Here is a 20,367-nt window from a genome sequence, read left to right on the forward strand (position 1 = left end):
GCCTCCGTGTCGCTCGTCCGCGGGACGGGGCCCGCGGCGGAACTTCGGTCACCGCTCGATCGACGGCGAGAGTAATTCGATCACCTGTTCGAAAGAACGTGTGTTCGATGTGTACCACGCCGCTCCGACAAAGTCAGCACTACCGGCCGAAAATCTCGAACAGATGTTTGATAACCGGCCATCGGAGAGCTAGATTCGATCCATCACATCCAGCACATCCGACACACGACGCACGGAGGTCACGATCATGACGGACGGCCATCCCCGGGCCGGGCGGAGCCGGACGACCACCGCCGATCCGGCCGCCGGCCTGACCGAACGCCAGCGCCGCGTCCTCGAGGTGATCCGCGAATCGGTCACCGAACGGGGCTACCCTCCGAGCATCCGCGAGATCGGCGACGCGGTGGGCCTCAACTCCACCTCGTCGGTGGCGCACCAGTTGCGCACCCTCGAACGCAAGGGCTTCCTCCGGCGCGATCCGAACCGCCCCCGGGCAGTGGACGTGCGCGGCCTCGACGATCCGCAGCCTGCGGCCCCGCAGGCGCAGCCGGCGGAGGGGGTCGACACCGCCGCCGAGTCCGCCACGCCGGCCGCCATGGTTCCCGTGCTGGGCAGGATCGCGGCGGGCGGTCCGATCCTGGCGGAGGAGTCCGTCGAGGACGTGTTCCCGCTCCCGAGAGAACTGGTGGGGCAGGGTTCGCTGTTCCTGCTCAAGGTGGTCGGCGAATCGATGGTCGATGCGGCCATCTGCGACGGTGACTGGGTGGTGGTGCGCCAGCAGAACGTCGCGGACAACGGCGATATCGTCGCCGCGATGCTCGACGGCGAAGCGACCGTGAAGACGTTCAAGCGCGTGAAGAAGGACGTGTGGCTGATGCCGCACAACCCGATGTTCGAACCGATTCCGGGCAACGACGCCGTCATCCTGGGCAAGGTCGTCACCGTGATCCGCAAGCTCTGACCTCGCTCCTCCCCGCGAACGCGCGCGGGCGGCGCCGCGGATCGCGGCGCCGCCCGTGCTCGTTCCGGGCCGGGACCGGTGCCCCGGGGCCGGTCAGAGATTCAGGCCGCGGCCGATGATGTCCTTCATGATCTCGTTGGTGCCGCCGTAGATCTTCTGCACGCGGGCGTCGAGATACGCCTTCGCGACCGGGTATTCGCGCATGTAGCCGTAACCGCCGTGCAACTGCAGGCACCGGTCGATCAGCTCGACCTGCTTGTCGGTGGTCCAGTACTTGGCCATCGCCGCCTCCTGCACGCTCAGGGTTCCGGCGTTGAGCTGCTCGATGCACCTGTCGACGAACACGCGCGCGAGGGTGGTCTCGGTGGCCAGCTCCGCCAGCTCGAACCGGGTGTTCTGGAAGCTGCCGATCGACTTGCCGAACGCCTTGCGGTCGCGGCAGTACTGCATCGTGTCCTCGAGCACGGCCTCCATCGCCGCCGCCGCCACCACGGCGATCGACAGGCGCTCCTGCGGCAGGTTCTGCATCAGGTAGATGAAGCCCAGGCCCTCCTCACCGAGGAGGTTGGCGGCGGGCACCCGCACGTCGGTGAAGTGCAGCTCGGCGGTGTCCTGCGCCGCGAGGCCGATCTTGTCGAGATTGCGGCCGCGCTCGAAGCCGGCCATCCCGCGCTCGACGACGAGGAGCGAGAAGCCCTGCGCCCCCTTGTCCGGGTCGGTGCAGGCGACGACGATCACCAGGTCCGCGTTGATGCCGTTGGTGATGAAGGTCTTGGAACCGTTGAGGATCCACTCGTCGCCGTCCCGCACCGCGCGGGTCTTGATGCCCTGCAGGTCGCTGCCCGTGCCGGGCTCGGTCATCGCGATCGCGGTGATGATCTCGCCGGAACAGAATCCCGGCAGCCAGCGCCGCTTCTGCTCCTCGTTCGCCAGCTTCAGCAGGTACGGCGCCACGACGTCGTTGTGCAGCATGAAACCGATGCCGCTGAAACCTCCGCGCGTGGTCTCCTCGGTGACGATCGTGTTGTAGCGGAAGTCCTCGACACCGCCGCCGCCGTACTCCTCGGGCACGGCCATGCCCAGGAAGCCCTGCGCGCCTGCCTTCTTCCAGACCTCACGGTCGACGATCTTGTCCTGCTCCCACTGCTCGTGGAAGGGAGCCACCTCCTGCTCGAGGAACTTCCGGTACGACTCGCGGAAAAGTTCGTGCTCGGGCTCGAAGAGGGTGCGTTCCATGTGCGCTCCTGTATCCGATGACGTACGTCACGCTCACGGTAGACATCGGAGGACGGGTCTGACGCTGACAGGAACGAGCGTTATTTGTGACCGGACACGCCGGGCGGCCGGCGGCGCAGGTCCGCCGATCGCCGCAGGAGCGGGTAGGCGATCAGGATGCCGATCGAGCCCCACGCGATGCCACCGAGTTCGACGGAACCCACAGTGAGGGTGAGGTCGCCGATCCCGGCCACGAGCGCGGCGGCGGCCACCGTGAGGTTGACCGGATCGGTGAAGTCGACCTTCGCCTCCATCCAGATCCGCACGCCGAGGATGCCGATCAAGCCGTACAGGACCAGGGTGGCGCCGCCGAGCACGCCGTCCGGGACGGTGAAGACGAGGGCACCGAACTTCGGGGAGAAGGCGAGGACCACGGCCGTCGCGGCGGCCACCCAGTACGCCGCGGTCGAGTACACCCGCGTCGCGGCCATCACGCCGATGTTCTCGGCGTAGGTGGTGGTGCCCGAGCCGCCACCGATCCCGGCGAGCGTCGTGGCCAGGCCGTCGGCGAGCAGCGCGTCGCCGGCGACGTCGTCGAGATTGCGGCCGGTCATGGCCGCCACGGCCTTGACGTGGCCGACGTTCTCGGCGACGAGAACCACCACGACGGGCAGGGCGATCAGCACCACGGACAGCTCGAACGCGGGGGCGCGCAGTTCGGGCAGGCCGAACCACGCGGCGTCGCGCAGGGCCGCGACGCGTTCCTCGGCGAGGCCGCCGGAGACGGCGGCGAAGAGCCAGCCGACGATCACGCCGACGAGAATGCCGAGGCGGCCGACGAGGCCGGGGCCGAGCACCGTGACGAGCAGGATCGCGGCCAGCGTGATCGCCGCGACGAGCGGCTGGGCCTCGAAGGATCCGACCGCGACCGGCGCGAGGTTCAGGCCGATGAGGGCGACGATCGCGCCGGTCACGACGGGCGGCATCAGCGCGTCGACGACGCGGGACCCCAGCGCCTTGACGACGAGACCGACGAGCGCGAGGGCGACTCCTACGGCGACGATGCCGCCGAGCTGGGCGGCGGGGCCCTCGCCGGCCGAGGCCGCCAGCGGCGCGATGAACGCGAACGACGAGCCGAGATAGCTGGGCACCCGGCCGCGGGTGATCAGCAGGAACAGGGCGGTGCCGACACCGGAGAAGAGCAGCGTCGTGGTGACCGGGAAGCCTGTGATCGTCGGCACGAGCAGCGTGGCGCCGAACATCGCGATCACGTGCTGCATGCCGATGCCCACGGTGCGGGGCCAGGACAGTCGTTCGTCCGGGGCGACGACCTCGCCGTCGGCAACGCGACGTCCGTCGCCGTGCAGGGTCCAGCCGAACCCGGCCGTCCGCGTCCTCAGTTGTTCGTTCACAACGGGGAATGGTAGGCGCCGGCCGGCTCCAGGAGCAGGTCGCGGGGGTCGCTCCCGACGCGGATCACCTCGGTCAGGCGAGCACGCGGGCCGCCGCCTCGCGCGCCTCGCCGGGGTCGACGGTGCGGAGCACTTCGTCCGCGGCCTCGCGGCACCGGTCGAGGGTGACCGTGGCCAGGCGGGAGCCGACGCCGGCGACGGCTGCTGCCGCACAGGACAACGAGGTGACCCCCATGCCGGTCAGGACACAGCCGAGCAACGGGTCGGCTGCCGCCTCCCCGCACACCCCGACCCGCTTGCCGGCCGCGCGCCCGGCGGCGGCGGTGCGGGCGACCAGGGCCAGCACGGCCGGCTGCCACGGGTCGGTGAGGGCCGCGAGGTGCGGCGACATGCGGTCCGCGGCCATCGTGTACTGCGCGAGGTCGTTGGTGCCGATCGACAGGAAGTCGACGTGTTCGAGGAGGCGTTCGGCGAGCAGCGCGGCAGCCGGCACCTCCACCATCACCCCCGGCACGAGGTCGCGGGCGCGGACGGCGGCGGCGAAGTGCGCGGCCTCCGCGACGGTCGCGATCATCGGCGCCATCACCCACGGCGCGGCGCCTGTGCGGGCGGCCGCGGCGGCGACGGCGTCGAGCTGCCGGTCGAGCAGTCCTTCGGTGGCGGTCGCGATCCGGATGCCGCGCAACCCGAGTGCGGGGTTGTGCTCGTCGGGGTGGTTGACGAAGCGCAGCGGCTTGTCGGAGCCCGCGTCGAGGGTCCGCAGGACGACCTTCCGGCCGGCGAAGGCGGTGAAGACCTCCGCGTAGATCACGGCCTGTTCCTCGACGGTCGGCTCGGTTTCCCGGTCCAGGAAGCACAGCTCGGTCCGGAACAGGCCGACCCCCTCGGCCGGGGTCTCGCGGGCGGCACGGGCACCGGCGCCGTCCTGCACGTTCGCGAGGATCTCGACACGATGACCGTCCGCGGTGGTGCCGGGGCCGGCCCAGGACGCGATGCGCGCACGCTCGCTGCGGTCGGTTGCGACCGCAGCGGCCGCGCCTTCGGGGTCGGGGTCGAGACGGATCTCACCGGCGGCCCCGTCGAGGAGGACGCGGGTGCCGGCGGGAACGGTGTCCAGGTCGGCCGCCGCGACCACGCAGGGGATGCCGAGCTGCCGGGCGATGATCGCGGTGTGGCTGGTGGGCCCGCCGAGGGTGGTGGCGAGCCCGATCACGCGGGTCGGATCGAGGCCGGCGGTGTCGGCGGGGGCGAGGTCCTCCGCGAAGAGAATCGACGGTTCCTCGGGCAGGTCGAGACCGGGTTCGGGGTGGCCGCTGAGCTCGGCGAGCACGCGGTCGCGGATGTCGAGGAGGTCGGTGACGCGCTCGGCCATCAGCCCGCCGAGCTTGGTGAACATGTCGGCGAACTGGTCGGTGGCGCCGACGGCGGCCTCGACCGCGCCGGCTCCGCTGCGGATCTTCGCGGCGACGGCGCCGAGCCAGCCGCGGTCCTCGGCGAGCTGGGCGTTGGCGAGCAGGACCTCGGCGGCGGCGCCTGAGGCCTGGCCGGCGCGGCTGCGCAGCCGGTCCGCGACGGTGGTGGCGGCCGCCCGGAAACGCTCCGCCTCGGCGTCGCGCGCGGTGTCCGGGATGCTCTCGAACGTGGCGGGTATCTGCGGCCGCGGCGCGGGGCGCACGACTGGGCCGTAGGCAACCCCGGGCACGACGGGCGTGCCCCGAACGATCGACATCTCCGCCGCTGCGGGAATCACCTTCTCCATGTCTCCTCCTCGCCGCCCGGTGTGTCGGGATGGGCCTCCGGGGTAATTCTGTGATCGAGATTACTCCGAACCATTGACATGTCAACACATACGGGCGTAAAACAACATAAATCAACATTTCGGCGGTGAGGAGCCCGGCGTGTACGCAGAGGAACGGCAGCAGGCGATCGCCGAGCTGATCGGCCGACGGGGACGGATGTCCGTCGCCGATCTGGCCACCCGTTTCCGCGTCACCACCGAGACCGTCCGCCGGGACCTCGCCCTGCTCGAGCGGCTCGGCCATGTGCGCCGGGTGCACGGCGGCGCGATCCCCACCGCAGCGCTCACGGTGACCGAACCCGCGCTGAGCGAGCGCGAGCACACCCATGCCGCACAGAAAGACCGGATCGCCGCCGCGGCGGCCCGGTACCTTCCCCCCGCCGGCGGCAGTGTGGTGTTCGACGCCGGCACCACCACCGGCCGGCTGGTGGCGGCGCTGCCCGCCGACGTGGACCTCGAGGTGGTCACCAACTCGGTTCCGATCGCCGCGCGGCTCGCCGGCCTCGGATCGGTGCGCCTGCACATGCTCGGCGGCCGGGTCCGCGGGATCACGCAGGCCAGCGTGGGCGAGGACGCGCTGCGATTCCTCCGGGCTCTGCACGTCGACGTCGCCTTCATCGGCACCAACGCGCTCAGCGTCGGCCACGGCCTGTCCACTCCCGACCCGGACGAGGCCGCCGTCAAGCGCGCGATGGTCCGATGCGCCGACCGGGTGGTCGTCCTCGCCGACTCCTCCAAGATCGGCCGACAGCACCTGATCAGCTTCGCCCCCGTCGACGCCGTGGACGTGCTCGTCACGGACACCGAGATCGACGACACCGACTGCAAAGAGCTCACCGACAACGGAATCGAGGTGGTGACGGCATGATCGTCACGCTGACCGCCAACCCCAGCCTGGACCGGACGGTCGCACTGACGGGCCCGCTCGTCCGCGGCGCGGTGCACCGCGCCGCCGCCACCCGCGTGGACCCGGGCGGCAAGGGCGTCAACGTCGCCCGCGTGCTCCGCGCGGCCGGCCGGCCGGTCCTGGCCGTCCTGCCGGGAAACACCGGCGACCCGTTGCTCGCCGCGCTCGACGACCACGGCATCGGCTACCGCGCCGTTCCGACCGGGGGCTTCGCGCGCAGCAACATCACCGTCGCCGAGCCCGACGGCACCACCACCAAGCTCAACGAGCCCGGCCCGGCGTATACCGAAGGGACACTCGATGCGCTGCGCCGGACCGTCGTCGATGCCGCCGCCGACGCCCGCTGGGTGGTGATGTCCGGATCGCTGCCGCCCGGCGTGCCCGCCGACTGGTACGCCGATCTCGTCCGCTCCGTCCGCGCGGCCGCCGTCGACGGGTCCGTCGCGTGCCGCATCGCGGTGGACACCTCCGAGTCTCCCCTGCTGTCGCTCGCGGCCCGGTTCCCCGACGCCGCCCCCGACCTGCTCAAACCGAACTCGGACGAGCTCGCCCAGCTCACCGGCGCGGACGCCGCCGCCCTGGAATCCGCGGCGGCGGCCGGCGACACCGGACCCGTCGTCGCCGCCGGACGCCGGCTCGTCGAGCGCGGCGTCGGGGCGGTGCTGGCCACGCTCGGCGCGGCCGGCGCGGTGCTGATCACCGCCGAGGGTGCCTGGCACGCGGTGCCCGGACCCGTGACCGCGCGCAGCACCGTCGGCGCCGGCGACTCCTCCCTCGCCGGCTATCTCGTCGCGGAGCTGGCCGGGCTCGGCCCCGCCGAGCGCCTCCGCCACGCCGTCGCGTACGGCTCGGCGGCCGTGGCACTTCCCGGCACCACGCTTCCCGGACCCGACGACGTCGACACCGGCGCCGTCGAGGTCGCTCCGCTCCGCCCCGTTCCCCTGGACACCCCGTCCCCGGCCCTCCCTCACCACCAGTAAGGACACGCCATGCCAGACATCGCTTCCGGCGCCACCTCCGGGCCCGCGATCATCGACGACGGCCTGATCGCGCTCGACGCAGACCTCGGCGCCGACAAGGAGTCGGTCATCGCCGCGCTGGCCTCGCGGCTGGCCGCCGCCGGCCGCGCCACCGACGCGGCGGCACTGACCGCCGCCGCCCTGGACCGGGAGGCCAAGTCGGCCACCGGCCTGCCCGGTGGGATCGCCATCCCGCACTGCCGCGCCGACGCCGTCGCCACCGCGTCGCTCGGCTTCGCGCGACTGTCCCCCAAGGTGGACTTCGGGGCCCCCGACGGACCCGCCGACCTCGTGTTCCTCATCGCCGCCCCGGAGGGGGCCGGAGCCGAGCACATGAAGCTGCTCTCGTCGCTCGCCCGGGCACTCGTGCGGCCGGACTTCGTCGGGTCACTGCGCGACGCGGCCACACCCGCGGACGTGATCGCGCTGGTCGAGGGGGTTCTGCCGAAACCGGCCCCGGCCACCACCGCGGCCCCGGCCGCCGAGTCCGCGCCGGCCACCCCGGCGCCCGAACCCACCCCGGCCGCCGAGCGCACCATCGTCGCTGTCACCGCCTGCCCGACGGGAATCGCCCACACCTACATGGCCGCCGATGCCCTCAAGGCCGCGGGCGAACGCGCCGGAGTCACGGTGCGGGTCGAGACCCAGGGTTCGAGCGGAAGCACCCCCCTGCCGGCGTCCGTGATCGCCGGCGCCGACGCCGTCATCTTCGCCACCGACGTCGGCGTGAAGAACCGCGAACGGTTCGCCGGCAAACCGGTGGTCGCCTCGGGCGTCAAGCGGGCGATCAACGAGCCCGACGTGATGGTCGCCGAGGCGATGCGCGCGGCGAAGGACCCGTCCGCGGGCACCGTCGACGCGGCCGCCGTGGCTGCGGCCGCCGACGAACCCTCGGCGGGCGAGGTCGGCTGGGGCACCCGGCTGCGTCAGATCCTGCTGACCGGCGTGAGCTACATGATCCCGTTCGTCGCCGCGGGCGGCCTGCTCATCGCCCTCGGATTCCTGCTCGGCGGGTACGAGATCACCGAGCCCGCCGCCGACATCGTGGTCGGCAACTCGCTGACCGACCTCCCGGACGGCGGCCTGACCACCTATCTCGGCGCGGTTCTGTTCCAGCTCGGCTCGCTGGCGTTCTCCTTCCTGGTGCCCGCCCTGGCGGGCTTCATCGCCTTCGCGATCGCGGACCGGCCCGGCCTGGCGCCCGGCTTCACCGCCGGCGCGGTGGCCGTGTTCGTCGGGGCCGGCTTCATCGGTGGCCTCGTCGGCGGCCTCATCGCAGGCTTCGCAGCGCTGTGGGTGGGTCGCATCCCGGTCCCGGTGTGGGCCCGCGGGCTGATGCCGGTGGTGATCATCCCGCTGTTCGCCACCCTCATCGTCGGCGCCCTCATGTTCCTCGTCCTCGGTAAGCCCCTCGCCGCGATCACCACGGGCCTGACGAACTGGCTCAACGGCCTGTCCGGGAGTTCGGTCGTCATCCTCGGCGTGATCCTCGGCCTGATGATGTGCTTCGACCTCGGCGGCCCGGTCAACAAGGCCGCCTACGCCTTCGCCGTCGCCGGGCTCGACGTCTCGAACAACGCCTCGCTGCAGATCATGGCGGCCGTGATGGCCGCCGGCATGGTGCCGCCGCTGGCGATGGCACTGTCGTCGACGCTGCGGCCGGGCATCTACAGCACCGCCGAACGCGAGAACGGCAAGGCCGCATGGCTGCTCGGTGCCTCGTTCATCTCCGAGGGAGCGATCCCGTTCGCGGCGGCGGACCCGCTGCGGGTGATCCCGTCGATGATGGCCGGCGGCGCCGTCACCGGCGCGATCGTGATGGCCACCGGGACGACCCTCAGCGCCCCGCACGGCGGCATCTTCGTGTTCTTCGCCATCGGCAACCTGCTGTGGTTCCTGGTCGCCCTCGCCGCCGGCACCGTCGTGGGTGCGCTGTGCGTGACCCTCGCCAAGGAGGTGCACCGGCCCGCCCACCTGCGCAGCAGCGACACCGCGGCCCAGCCCGCCGTCGCCTGATCGGATCCGACGACCGTCCCTACCCCGAAGGAGTTCCCATGCCCAGCACCACCGTCACCGTCGGCTCGTCCATCGGCCTGCATGCCCGGCCGGCCGGCATCATCGCCGAAGCCGTGGTCGCCTCCGGAGTCCCGGTGACCCTGGCCGTGGACGGCGGCGAACCCGTCGACGCGGGCTCGGCGCTGCTCATCATGACGCTCGGCGCCACCCAGGGCACCGAGGTCACCGTGACCAGCGACGACACCGACGTGCTCGCCCGGGTCGCCGAGCTGGTGGCCGCCGACCTCGACGCCTGACGTCAGCCCCGGCGGCGGCGCGCGGCCCGTCGCCACAGCCCGCCTGCGGCGGCTGCGATCACCACGATGCCCGCGGCGATCGCCGCGGGCATCGCCCCGTCCGGGGTCTGCGCCGGCTCCTCCGCAGGCGTGGGCCGGAACAGGCCCACCACGTCGCGCCACACCCGCACTCCCGGCAGGGCGCCGTCGGCGGATTCGGAAGCGGTCAGCAGGTCCCCGCTCGCGGTGAAGGCCACCGCCTCGCCCTGGGGTTCGTGGGGCACCGGCACCCGCAGGGCCGGGCCCGCCGCGAGCGCCGCCGCGACGTCGCCGTCGGGGGCGTGGAAGAGGTAGACATCGGTGTACGTGCGCACTGCGGCGACGGTGCCGTTGGCGCTGACCGCGCCACCGGTGACCAGCGCGGAGGAGGCCCCGCCGACGGGTCCGCCGGGGGTGTCCGTGGGGCCGAGGGTCAGGGATCCGACGCGTTCGAGCGGGACCGGCCCCGGGTCGGGCAGGTCGTCCACGCTCCGCCCGCCCGCCGGCCGGTAGATCCCGGCACTGCCGAACAGCGGCTTGGAGACGATCAGCGGCACCCCGTCGCGCGGGACGAGCAGCGTCTCCGCGTCGCGTGGGCCGTCGGGATAGGTGAGCCGGTGCAGGCTGCCCGCGCCGGTCTGCGGGTCGACCGAGATCAGCGCGACGGTGTCGCGCGCGGCGCGATTGTCGCCGACGTCGCCGAGCCACAGCCGGCCGTCCGGACCGGCGGCGAGGTCCTCCACGTCGTACGGGTCGACGGGCGGCGGGATGCGGCGCACCACCGCGCAGTCGGCCCCGAGCTCGAACACCGCCTCGTCGGCCCCGGCGTCCGGCACCGCGAACACGCGATCACCGGAGGCGACGAGGCCCGACAGCTCCGCGAGGGCGGGATCGGTGGGGGTGCACAGCACGCCACCGTCGACCTCGGCGATCGGGACCGTGGAGGTCTGCGCCGCGGCGGCCGGCGCCGACACGACGGCCGCCGAGGCCACCAGGCCGACGAGGGCCCCGCGCACTAGGCGGCGTACTCGACCAGGGCCGACGCGAGCGCCTGCGGCACGCGGGCATGCACGCGCGTACCGTCCACCTCGTGCGCGGAGTTCAGGACCTGCCCGTCCGAGTGGATCCGCGCGAGCAGGTCGCCCCGCGTGTACGGCAGCAGCACCTTCACCTCGACGTCCGGGTGCTCGAGCAGCGCGGCGAGGTGCTCGCGCAGTTCGTCGAGTCCCTCGCCGCTGCGCGCCGAGACGAACACCGCGTCGGGCAGCAGGGCGCGCAGCTCGGTGAGGGTCAGCGGGTCGGCGGCGTCGACCTTGTTCACCACGATCAGCTCGGGCGGCGGCGGAGCGTCGGACTCGCGCAGCACGTCGGTGATCACCTCGCGCACGGCCTTGATCTGGTCCGTCGGCAACGGATCGGACCCGTCCACCACGTGCAGCAGCAGGTCCGCGTCCGTGACCTCCTCGAGGGTGGAGCGGAACGCCTCGACGAGCTGGGTCGGCAGGTGCCGCACGAAGCCGACGGTGTCGGTGAGCACGTACTCCCGTCCGTCCGGCAGTTCGGCCCGGCGGGTGGTCGGGTCGAGCGTCGCGAACAACGCGTTCTGCACCAGCACACCGGAACCGGTGAGCTTGTTGAGCAGGCTGGACTTGCCGGCGTTGGTGTAGCCGACGATTGCGACCGACGGGATGCGGTTGCGCATGCGCCGGGTGCGCTTGGTGTCGCGAACGGACTTCATCGCCTTGATCTCGCGGCGCAGCTTGGCCATCCGTTCGCGGATGCGGCGACGGTCCGTCTCGATCTTCGTCTCGCCGGGACCACGCAGGCCCACGCCGCCGTTGCTGCCGGCACGGCCGCCGGCCTGCCGCGACATCGACTCGCCCCAGCCGCGCAGTCGCGGCAGCATGTACTCCATCTGCGCGAGCGATACCTGCGCCTTGCCTTCACGGGAGGTGGCGTGCTGGGCGAAGATGTCGAGGATCAGTGCGGTGCGGTCGATGACCTTGACCTTGACGATCTTCTCCAGGGCGGTCAGCTGCGCGGGGGTCAGCTCGCCGTCGCAGATGACGGTGTCGGCACCGGTGGCCAGCACCACCTGGCGCAGTTCCTCGGCCTTGCCGGAGCCGATGTAGGTCGCGGCGTCGGGACGGTCCCGGCGCTGGATCAGGCCCTCGAGTACCTCGGAGCCCGCGGTCTCGGCCAGTGCGGCGAGCTCGGCGAGGCTGGCCTCGGCCTGGGCCGCGGTGCCGCCGGTCCACACCCCGACCAGCACGACCCGCTCGAGGCGGAGCTGCCGGTATTCGACCTCGGTGATGTCCTCGAGTTCGGTGGACAACCCGGCGACGCGGCGCAGGGCGCTGCGGTCCTCGAGCTGCATCTCGCCGACCGACGGGTCGGCGGGGGCCCAGCCCGCGACGCGGTCCGCGTCGTCGGTGGCCGATTCGTTTCGTCGTGTGTTCGTCATACACGACCATCGTCCCACGTCGGACGCGCCGACGCATGCGACTTTCCGGGTGTCCGCGCAGGGCGAAACCCGCGCGGCGCACCGGCGCCGCCGGGCCGGGAGTCAGTCCAGGCCGCCCCACCAGTCGTCGCCGATCGTGCCCGACGCCACCAGCACCGACGGGCCGCGCAACGCGGCCCGTCCGTCCTCGAGGCGCACCTGCACGGTCCCGCCGGGGACGTGCACCTGGACCGTACCGGAGCCGGACCCGTCGAAACGCAACGCCGCGGCGGCGGCCGCGACCGTGCCGGTGCCGCAGGACCGGGTCTCCCCCACGCCCCGCTCGTACACCCGCATGTCCACCGCGCCCGCGGAGATGGGCGTGAGGAACTCGATGTTGACCCCCTGCGGGAAGAAGCCGGGGTCGAAACCCGGACCGGAAAGGTCGAGGGCGGCCAGGGTCGCCGCGGTCAGGTGCGGATCGACACAGGCCAGGTGCGGGTTGCCGACGTCGATGCCCAGCCCGCGGTACACCCGGCCCTCGATGGTGGCCGTCGACTCCCCCAGCTCCCGCACCACACCCATGTCGACGGTGACCTCGCCGTGGGTGGCGTCGGCGCTGTGCACCTGCACCGGCTTGCCGCCGGCGCGGCTGCCGACGACGAACTCGCCGCGCGACTCGAGCCCGCTGGCGGTGACGAAGTGCGCGAACACCCGCACCCCGTTGCCGCACATCTCCGCGATCGAGCCGTCGGCGTTGCGGTAGTCCATGAACCAGTCGTCGGCGTCCGTCCCCTCGGGCAGTGCCGGCAGAACCCCGGCGTCGACCAGCGCCCCGGCGCGCGCGACGCGCAGGACCCCGTCCGCCCCGAGGCCGCGACGGCGATCGCACAGCGCCGCCACCCGCTTCGGCTCGAGGGAGATCCGCACGTCGGGATCCGGGAGGATCACGAAGTCGTTCTCGGTGCCGTGGCCCTTGCTGAAGTCCATGCCCGTCACCTTAACGACGGTTCGCATCGGCGAGAACCCGCAGCGCCGTGTCCCGCAACGCCGGATCGGCACCGTCGAGCCAGTGCACCCGCGGATCCCGGCGGAACCACGAGCGTTGCCGGCGCACGTAGCGCCGCGTCCCGATGAAGGTGCGCTCGCGGGCGTGGGCGAGGTCGCACTCACCGGCCAGGTACTCGAGCACCTGCGCGTACCCGATCGCCCGACGGGCGGTTACCCCCTCGTGCAGCCCCTGTTCGCACAGCGCCGCCACCTCGTCGACCAGTCCGCGCTCGAACATCAGGTCCGTGCGCCGAGCGATCCGGTCGTCGAGGGCCACGGTGTCCCGGTCCACCCCCAGCACGACGGTCCCCCATCTGGGATCGCCGATCTGCGGCTGCGACGCCGCGAACGGCGCCCCGGTGAGCTCGACCACTTCGAGGGCGCGGACCATGCGGCGGCCGTCGGTGGGGAGGATCGTCGCCGCGGCGACCGGGTCGGCCCGCTGCAGCGCCGCGTGCACCGCGGCCACCCCCTCGTCGGCGAGCAGCGCCTCCCACTTGGCCCGTACCTGCGGATCCGTCGCGGGGAACTGCCACTCGTCGAGGAGGGCCTGCACGTACATCATCGAGCCGCCGACGATGATCGGCACGGCGCCGCGGTCCCGGATCGCCTCGACGTCGGCGGTCGCGGCCTGCTGGTAGCGGGCGACCGTGGCGGTCTCGGTGACATCGAGGACGTCGAGCTGATGGTGGGTGATGCCGCGCCGCTCGTCGACGGGCAGCTTGGCGGTGCCGATGTCCATGCCGCGGTACTGCTGCATCGCATCGATGTTGACGATCTCCCCGCCGAGCTCCTCGGCGAGATCGAGACCCAGATCGGACTTGCCGGTGGCCGTCGGGCCGACGACGGCCACCGGAGGGAGGGGCTCACGGGTCACGGTCGCCACATCCCGACGTGGTATCCCACGCCGTACGGCGCGCTGCTGTGGGTCGTGGCGGCCGCCGCCGGTCCGTCGGAGCCGAACACCGCGGCCAGCACCTGCCATGCGGCGCGGCCGTCGAGGACCAGTTCGGTGCAGAGCGCCGGGTCGAGCGCGGCGAGCGCGGCGGCGTCGCCGACCGCGAGGGCGGCGCCGAGCGCCTCGTCCACCTCCTGCGCCCCGGGGTGGTAGGCCCCGGGTGCCTTCGCGGTGAGCGTGGCCGGGCCGTCCGCGACCACGAGCAGGGCCGTCGGGGTGCGGTCCGCGTCCAGGGCGCCGCGCAGCCGCCGCCCGAAGCGGGCGCAGTTCTGCGGGGTCGTGTCGGCCGGCACGACGTGCGTGGTGGCGCGCACGACCGGCGCCGTCCGGTCGCGCAACCAGCCCGCGATCAGGGCCGGCAGCGGCAGCTGCGGATCGGGCGTCCCCGCGGTCGCCGGCCCGAGCGATACGGCCAGGTCGACACCGAAGCCGCGGAACGTTCCGACGGCCGTGTCCGGGAGGTGCGCGGCCTCCGTGCCCGTACCGACGACGACCCACTGCGCCGCGGCGCGCAGTTCCGCCCCGACGTCGAGCACGGCGGCGCGCAGGTCGGCGGTCTCGGCGGCCGCGGAGCCGGTCAACTCGGGAACGAGCAGGGGTGGGGACGGCACGAACGCCGCGGCGATCAACACACGGGCCACCGTAGTCGACCCGACCCGCCGCCTCCCGGCCGTGCGACCTGTTTCAATAGTGGGCGGGCGTGGTCTCGGAGCGACCTCCGCGGCCCGACCACGCGAACCAGTGCGACCAGGCAGCCGTGCCGCGCGGCAGAGATGAGGACCGATGACCGACCCGAACGCAACGCAGGAATCCCGCGCTCCGAAGCCGGGCGCTCCCAAACCGGGTCGGCAGCGGCCGGCCCCCGAGTCGTCGGCACCCAAGCCGCACCCGGCCGCCCATCCCCATCCGCAGCCCACGGTCCCGGCCAGCGATCCGAGCCGGTGGGGCCGCGTCGACGAGGACGGCACGGCGTGGGTGAAGACCGCCGAGGGCGAGCGGTGCATCGGGTCCTGGCAGGCGGGCGACGCCGCCGAGGGGCTTGCCCACTTCGGCCGCCGGTACGACGACCTCGCGACCGAGGTGGCGATCCTCGAGTCGCGGCTGAGCTCGGGCACCGGGGACGCGAAGAAGACCCGGGCGGCGGCCCAGGCGCTCGCGGAGTCCTTGCCCACCGCCGCCGTGATCGGTGACCTCGACACCCTCGCCGAGCGGCTCGCGGCGATCGTCGCGGACTCGGAGAAGGCGGCGGTCGCCGCAAAACAGGAGAAGGAGCACCAGCGGGCGGCGGCCACCGCCCGCAAGGAGGCCCTCGCGGCCGAGGCCGAGCAGATCGGCGCCGAGTCGACCCAGTGGAAGGCTGCCGGCGACCGGTTGCGGGAGATCCTCGAGGAGTGGAAGACGATCCGCGGCGTGGACCGTAAGGTCGACGACGCCCTGTGGCGGCGCTATTCGAAGGCCCGCGAGGCGTTCAACCGCCGGCGCGGCGCGCACTTCGCCGAACTGGACCGCGAGCGCGCCGCCGCCCGGACCCGCAAGGAGGATCTCGTGGCGCAGGCCGAGGAACTGCAGGACTCGACCGACTGGGGTGCGACGGCGGCCGCGTTCCGGGAACTTCTCGCCGAGTGGAAGGCGGCCGGCCGGGCGCCGCGCGAGGCCGACGATCAGCTGTGGAAGCGGTTCAAGGGCGCCCAGGACGTGTTCTTCGCCGCCCGCAACGCGGCCGCCTCGGAGCGGGACGCGGAGTTCGAGGAGAACGCGCAGGCGAAGGAGGCGCTGCTGCAGTCGGCGGCGTCGATCGATCCGGCGGCGGACATCGACGCCGCCCGGGCCCGGCTGCGCGAGCTGCAGGACAGGTGGGAGGAGATCGGCAAGGTCCCGCGGGAGCGGATGCACGACCTCGAGAGCCGTCTGCGGGCGATCGAGAAGCGGGTCCGCGAGGCCGCCGAGTCCGAATGGCGGCGCACCGACCCGGAGGCGCTCGCCCGTGCCGCCCAGTTCCGGGAGCGCGTGCGCCAGTTCGAGGAGCAGGCCGCCAAGGCCACCGCCGCGGGCCGCCCGAAGGACGCCGAGAGTGCGCTCGCGCAGGCGCAGCAGTGGCGGGAATGGGCCGACGCCGCGGAAGGAGCCGTCGGGGAGCGCTGAGCGCCCCTCCGGACACGACGGTGCCCCCGGCTCGTTCGAGCCGGGGGCACCGTCGTTCGTCCGGTCCCGGGCGGTCAGTCGTCGAGCAGGCCCTTGTTCTCCTGCTGGGCGGCCGCGTTGCGGAGTTCCTCCTCGGCGGCGAGCTGAAGCGCGGTGCGCGTCCACACCACCTTCGCCCAGTGGAAGGTGAGCACCATGACGGTGATCCAGCCCAGGATCAGGCCGATGCCCGGTCCCGCGCCCGGGTCGCCGACCGGCAGGGTCTGCCTCGACCAGATCGAGAGCATGCCGAACACGATCGACACCGCGGAGCCGGCCAGCGCCAGCCACGCCAGCACCCACCGGCGGGTGACGAGCGCCAGGATGGAGAAGATCGCGCCGAACACCAGAGCGAGCCACACGAAGATGCGGGAGGGCAGCGCGATGGACTCGGCGGTCGCGTCGGGGGCGAAGGACAGCACCTCCCACCCGTTGGCCGCCCCGGCGTGGGGCAGGCTGAACGAGCCGAGCAGCACGAGCACCGCGACCGCGACGACGAGCGCGCGGGCTCCGGGGTCGATCTCGCCGGCGATCTTGCGTTCGGCTGCCTCGAGGTCGGCGCGGACTTCGTCCATCGGATCCCTTCCGTCGTCCCCGGCGTCGTCGCCGGGCGTCCTGCCCTCGTCGGGGCCGCTCGCGGTCATGCGTCACATCCCGTCTGTGCCGGAAGTGGCTCGGGCACACCGATCTGCGGGAGACCGAGCCCCACCCCGATGGGGGGCGTCTTGGGGGTGCGGCCCTGCTCGAACCGGTCGCCGGCGCGGGTGCGCCGATGAGTCAGGATCGGGGTGTCCGCGACCAGATGGTGCGGGGCGGCCTCGCTGATCACGATCGTGACGACGTCGCCCGGGCGAACCGCACGGTCGATGTTGCCCTCGGGCCGGAAGTGCACGAGCCGGCCGTCACGGGCGCGGCCGCTCATCCGGGCGGTCTCGGAGTCCTTGCGGCCCTCCCCCGCGGCGACGAGCAGCTCGACCTCCCTGCCGACGAGCGCGAGGTTCTCCTCGAGGGTGATCCGCTCCTGCAGCGCGATGAGCCGTTCGTACCGTTCCTGCACCACCGCCTTGGGCAGCTGGCCGTCCATCTCCGCGGCCGGCGTGCCGGGTCGCCTGGAGTACTGGAAGGTGAAGGCGCTGGTGAACCGGGCCTTCTCGACGACGTCGAGGGTCTCCTGGAAGTCCTCCTCGGTCTCGCCGGGGAACCCGACGATGATATCGGTGGTGATCGCCGCGTGCGGCATGGCCGCGCGCACCTTCTCGATGATCCCGAGGAACCGCTCCTTGCGGTACGAGCGGCGCATCGCGCGCAGGACGCGGTCCGAGCCGGACTGCAGCGGCATATGCAGCTGCGGGCACACGTTCGGGGTCTGCGCCATCGCCTCGATGACGTCGTCGGTGAACTCCGCGGGGTGCGGGGAGGTGAAGCGGACCCGTTCGAGACCCTCGATACCGCCGCAGGCGCGCAGCAGCGCGGCGAACGCGCCGCGGTCGCGGGGCTGCTCCGGATCGGCGAAGGAGCGGCCGTAGGAGTTGACGTTCTGCCCGAGCAGGGTCACCTCGAGGACGCCCTCGTCGACGAGCGCGCGGACCTCGGCGAGGATGTCACCGGGCCGGCGGTCCACCTCCTTGCCACGCAGCGACGGCACGATGCAGAAGGTGCAGGTGTTGTTGCAGCCCACGGAGATCGACACCCAGCCGGCGTAGCTGGACTCGCGCCGGGCGGGCAGGGTCGAGGGGAACGCCTCGAGCGATTCGAGGATCTCGACCTCGGCGCGGCGGTTGTGCCGGGCACGATCGAGCAGCGCCGGCAGGTTGCCGATGTTGTGCGTCCCGAACACGACGTCGACCCACGGCGCCTTCTTCACGACGACCTCGCGGTCCTTCTGGGCAAGGCACCCACCGACGGCGATCTGCATGTTCGGGTTGGCGTCCTTGACGGGCCGCAGATGGCTCAGGTTGCCGTAGAGCTTGTTGTCGGCATTCTCCCGCACCGCGCAGGTGTTGAAGACCACGAGATCGGCGGGCGCACCCGGCCCTGCCTTGGTGAACCCGGAGTCCTCGAGCAGCCCGGACAGGCGCTCCGAGTCGTGCACGTTCATCTGGCAGCCATAGGTGCGCACCTCGTAGGTGCGGGCGCCGACCTCGGCGGTCGCGTCGAGGGCGGCCGGGGCGCTGGGGGGTTCATGGTCCATCGATGACACGTCCCAGCCTAGCTCACGGGGCCGGACCGCTCCTGAAGTGGGCCGAGAGAGACAAACTAGTCCATCGCGCGACCCGGCGGGGCGAACCGGAACCGGCCTTTCGGGGCCGACCGTAAATTTTCCATTACGCAGTCCGAACTCGGCTTGCGAAAATTGCGGCACGGCGGCGCGGGCAGCATAGGGTTCTGTCCATGACACCAGCGGCGGTCGAATTCGAGAAGCCCTCCGGCTCGGCAGGCGGCGCACCCCCGATGATCTCGATGTCGGCGGTGGAGAAGCACTTCGGAGCCCTGCACGTGCTGCAGGACATCAACCTCGAAGTATCGGCGGGTCAGGTCGTGATCGTGGTGGGGCCGTCCGGGTCCGGCAAGTCCACCCTGTGCCGGACCATCAACCGGCTCGAGCCGATCGACTCGGGCGAGATCCGGGTGGACGGCAAGCTGCTTCCCGCAGAAGGTAAGGCGCTCGCGGCGCTGCGAGCCGACGTGGGAATGGTGTTCCAGTCGTTCAACCTGTTCGCGCACAAGACCATCCTCGAGAACGTCATGCTCGCCCCGGTAAAGGTCCGTCGCAAGGGCAGGACCGAGGCCAAGGAGCAGGCGCTGCAACTTCTCGACCGCGTCGGCATCGCCAATCAGGCGGAAAAGTATCCCGCGCAGCTCTCGGGCGGCCAGCAGCAGCGCGTCGCGATCGCGCGGGCACTGGCGATGAACCCGAAGGTCATGCTGTTCGACGAGCCGACCTCGGCGCTGGACCCCGAGATGGTCCAGGAGGTGCTCGACGTCATGACGTCGCTGGCCCGGGAGGGCATGACGATGCTCGTCGTCACCCACGAGATGGGCTTCGCCCGCAAGGCCGGCAACCGCGTGCTGTTCATGGCGGACGGGCAGATCATCGAGGACACCGACCCCGACACGTTCTTCACCGCACCCAAGTCCGCCCGCGCCCAGGACTTCCTCGGCAAGATCCTCAGTCACTGATCCGGCGTCGCTGCCGCACCGGAACCGGGGCGGCATCACCCACAACACGGAGGTACTCGATGAGAATCACCCGCTCGGTTCGCCTGGGCATCGGCGCGATCGCCGTCGCCGTGCTCGCCACCGCGTGTGGCGGAGACGAGCAGCGCAGCGTGTCGCAGTCCGCCGAGAGCGGCTCCCTCGTCGTCGGCATCAAGTTCGACCAGCCCGGGCTCGGGTTGCGCAACCCCGACGGTACCTTCAGCGGGTTCGACGTCGAGGTCGCGAAGTACGTCGGGCAGCAGCTGGGAGTGGCGCCGGAGAACATCGAGTTCAAGGAAGCCCCGTCCCCGCAGCGCGAGACCCTCATCGAGAACGGTGAGGTGGACTACATCGTCGCCACCTACTCGATCACCGACACGCGCAAGGAGAAGGTCGACTTCGCCGGGCCGTACTTCGTCGCCGGCCAGTCGTTGCTCGTGCGTGCCGACAACACCGACATCACCGGACCGGAGTCGCTCAACGGCGGCAAGCGGCTGTGCTCGGTGGCCGGCTCCACCCCCGCACAGAAGGTCAAGGACACCTACGCGCAGGACGTGCAGCTGCAGGAGTTCGACACCTACTCCGCCTGCGTCGAGGCGCTGCGCAACGGTGCGGTCGACGCCGTGACCACCGACGACATCATTCTCGCCGGTTACGCGGCCCAGTACCCGGGCCAGTTGAAGGTCGTGGGCGAGCCGTTCACGGAAGAGCGCTACGGTATCGGTCTGGCCAAGGGCGACACCGAGTCCCGCAACCAGATCAACGACGCGATCGAAGAGATGATCTCGAGCGGGGCCTGGCAGGCCGCCCTCGAATCCACTGTCGGCCCGTCCGGATACCCCCTGCCGGAACCGCCGCAGGTCGACCGCTACTGACCGTCCCCGCCGTCCGGCCG

At 72.1% G+C, this 20,367-nt stretch carries 18 protein-coding genes; 8 read left to right on the forward strand and 10 right to left on the reverse strand.

Features of this window, described 5'->3' with window-relative positions; translation table 11 throughout:
- Positions 1 to 247: 247 nt before the first annotated feature.
- Positions 248 to 961 carry a transcriptional repressor LexA gene (gene lexA, locus OCS65_RS16915; protein WP_006935055.1) on the forward strand — a complete coding sequence of 238 codons (714 nt, stop codon included), beginning with the start codon at positions 248 to 250 and terminating at the stop codon, positions 959 to 961.
- Between the two features lie 93 nt (positions 962 to 1,054).
- Here the strand turns inward: lexA and OCS65_RS16920 are convergent, their stop codons facing one another.
- From OCS65_RS16920 to ptsP, 3 genes are all read right to left on the reverse strand, one after another.
- Positions 1,055 to 2,197 carry an acyl-CoA dehydrogenase family protein gene (locus OCS65_RS16920; RefSeq protein ID WP_029543369.1) on the reverse strand — a complete coding sequence of 381 codons (1,143 nt, stop codon included), beginning with the start codon at positions 2,195 to 2,197 and terminating at the stop codon, positions 1,055 to 1,057.
- 80 nt (positions 2,198 to 2,277) lie between these two features.
- The gene (locus tag OCS65_RS16925; RefSeq protein ID WP_231772879.1) at positions 2,278 to 3,588 is read right to left on the reverse strand and encodes a uracil-xanthine permease family protein; all 1,311 of its coding nucleotides are present in this window, start codon (positions 3,586 to 3,588) and stop codon (positions 2,278 to 2,280) included.
- 73 nt (positions 3,589 to 3,661) lie between these two features.
- Positions 3,662 to 5,347, reverse strand: a complete 1,686-nt coding sequence (ptsP, locus tag OCS65_RS16930) for a phosphoenolpyruvate--protein phosphotransferase (protein ID WP_006935064.1) — start codon at positions 5,345 to 5,347, stop codon at positions 3,662 to 3,664.
- A gap of 139 nt (positions 5,348 to 5,486) precedes the next feature.
- Here ptsP and OCS65_RS16935 point away from each other — a divergent pair, with 139 nt between their 5' ends.
- From OCS65_RS16935 to OCS65_RS16950, 4 genes are read left to right on the forward strand one after another with little or no spacing between them, the layout of a single operon-like run.
- Positions 5,487 to 6,254, forward strand: a complete 768-nt coding sequence (locus OCS65_RS16935) for a DeoR/GlpR family DNA-binding transcription regulator (protein WP_006935066.1) — start codon at positions 5,487 to 5,489, stop codon at positions 6,252 to 6,254.
- Entirely contained in the window at positions 6,251 to 7,273 is a 1,023-nt protein-coding gene (locus OCS65_RS16940) for a 1-phosphofructokinase family hexose kinase (protein WP_065922626.1), read from the forward strand. Before OCS65_RS16935 ends, OCS65_RS16940 begins: the two co-directional genes overlap by 4 nt.
- A 9-nt stretch (positions 7,274 to 7,282) precedes the next feature.
- Positions 7,283 to 9,328: a PTS fructose transporter subunit IIABC gene (locus OCS65_RS16945; RefSeq protein ID WP_029543363.1), complete on the forward strand. Its 2,046-nt coding sequence runs from the start codon at positions 7,283 to 7,285 to the stop codon at positions 9,326 to 9,328.
- A 38-nt stretch (positions 9,329 to 9,366) separates the two neighbouring features.
- The gene (locus OCS65_RS16950; RefSeq protein WP_006935073.1) at positions 9,367 to 9,624 is read left to right on the forward strand and encodes an HPr family phosphocarrier protein; all 258 of its coding nucleotides are present in this window, start codon (positions 9,367 to 9,369) and stop codon (positions 9,622 to 9,624) included.
- A 2-nt stretch (positions 9,625 to 9,626) separates the two neighbouring features.
- Here the strand turns inward: OCS65_RS16950 and OCS65_RS16955 are convergent, their stop codons facing one another.
- From OCS65_RS16955 to OCS65_RS16975, 5 genes are all read right to left on the reverse strand, one after another.
- Positions 9,627 to 10,658, reverse strand: a complete 1,032-nt coding sequence (locus tag OCS65_RS16955; protein WP_263507309.1) for a hypothetical protein — start codon at positions 10,656 to 10,658, stop codon at positions 9,627 to 9,629.
- Positions 10,658 to 12,106: a GTPase HflX gene (hflX, locus tag OCS65_RS16960; protein WP_006935077.1), complete on the reverse strand. Its 1,449-nt coding sequence runs from the start codon at positions 12,104 to 12,106 to the stop codon at positions 10,658 to 10,660. The genes OCS65_RS16955 and hflX overlap by 1 nt, the downstream gene beginning before the upstream one ends.
- Positions 12,107 to 12,208: 102 nt before the next feature.
- Positions 12,209 to 13,075 (reverse strand): diaminopimelate epimerase, encoded by an 867-nt coding sequence (gene dapF / locus OCS65_RS16965; protein ID WP_029543356.1) that lies wholly within the window; start codon positions 13,073 to 13,075, stop codon positions 12,209 to 12,211.
- Positions 13,076 to 13,085: 10 nt separating this feature from the next.
- The gene (gene miaA, locus OCS65_RS16970; RefSeq protein ID WP_029543354.1) at positions 13,086 to 14,021 is read right to left on the reverse strand and encodes a tRNA (adenosine(37)-N6)-dimethylallyltransferase MiaA; all 936 of its coding nucleotides are present in this window, start codon (positions 14,019 to 14,021) and stop codon (positions 13,086 to 13,088) included.
- On the reverse strand, positions 14,009 to 14,725 hold the full coding sequence (locus OCS65_RS16975) for a class III extradiol ring-cleavage dioxygenase family protein (RefSeq protein ID WP_263507312.1): 717 nt from the start codon (positions 14,723 to 14,725) through the stop codon (positions 14,009 to 14,011). Before OCS65_RS16975 ends, miaA begins: the two co-directional genes overlap by 13 nt.
- A gap of 151 nt (positions 14,726 to 14,876) precedes the next feature.
- Here OCS65_RS16975 and OCS65_RS16980 point away from each other — a divergent pair, with 151 nt between their 5' ends.
- Positions 14,877 to 16,235, forward strand: coding sequence for a DUF349 domain-containing protein (locus OCS65_RS16980; RefSeq protein WP_029543352.1), 1,359 nt, complete (start codon positions 14,877 to 14,879; stop codon positions 16,233 to 16,235).
- Positions 16,236 to 16,309: 74 nt separating this feature from the next.
- Here OCS65_RS16980 and OCS65_RS16985 read toward each other — a convergent pair whose 3' ends face one another.
- Positions 16,310 to 16,918, reverse strand: a complete 609-nt coding sequence (locus OCS65_RS16985; protein ID WP_006948249.1) for an Rv2732c family membrane protein — start codon at positions 16,916 to 16,918, stop codon at positions 16,310 to 16,312.
- Positions 16,915 to 18,465, reverse strand: coding sequence for a tRNA (N6-isopentenyl adenosine(37)-C2)-methylthiotransferase MiaB (miaB, locus tag OCS65_RS16990; protein ID WP_006948250.1), 1,551 nt, complete (start codon positions 18,463 to 18,465; stop codon positions 16,915 to 16,917). Before miaB ends, OCS65_RS16985 begins: the two co-directional genes overlap by 4 nt.
- Before the next feature lie 260 nt (positions 18,466 to 18,725).
- Here miaB and OCS65_RS16995 point away from each other — a divergent pair, with 260 nt between their 5' ends.
- Positions 18,726 to 19,454 carry an amino acid ABC transporter ATP-binding protein gene (locus OCS65_RS16995; RefSeq protein WP_029543348.1) on the forward strand — a complete coding sequence of 243 codons (729 nt, stop codon included), beginning with the start codon at positions 18,726 to 18,728 and terminating at the stop codon, positions 19,452 to 19,454.
- 59 nt (positions 19,455 to 19,513) lie between these two features.
- Complete coding sequence (locus OCS65_RS17000; RefSeq protein ID WP_006948252.1) at positions 19,514 to 20,347, forward strand: glutamate ABC transporter substrate-binding protein; 834 nt, start codon at positions 19,514 to 19,516, stop codon at positions 20,345 to 20,347.
- Positions 20,348 to 20,367 lie beyond the last annotated feature (20 nt).

It is taken from the genome of Rhodococcus aetherivorans (genome assembly GCF_025722975.1).
Lineage (GTDB): Bacteria > Actinomycetota > Actinomycetes > Mycobacteriales > Mycobacteriaceae > Rhodococcus > Rhodococcus aetherivorans.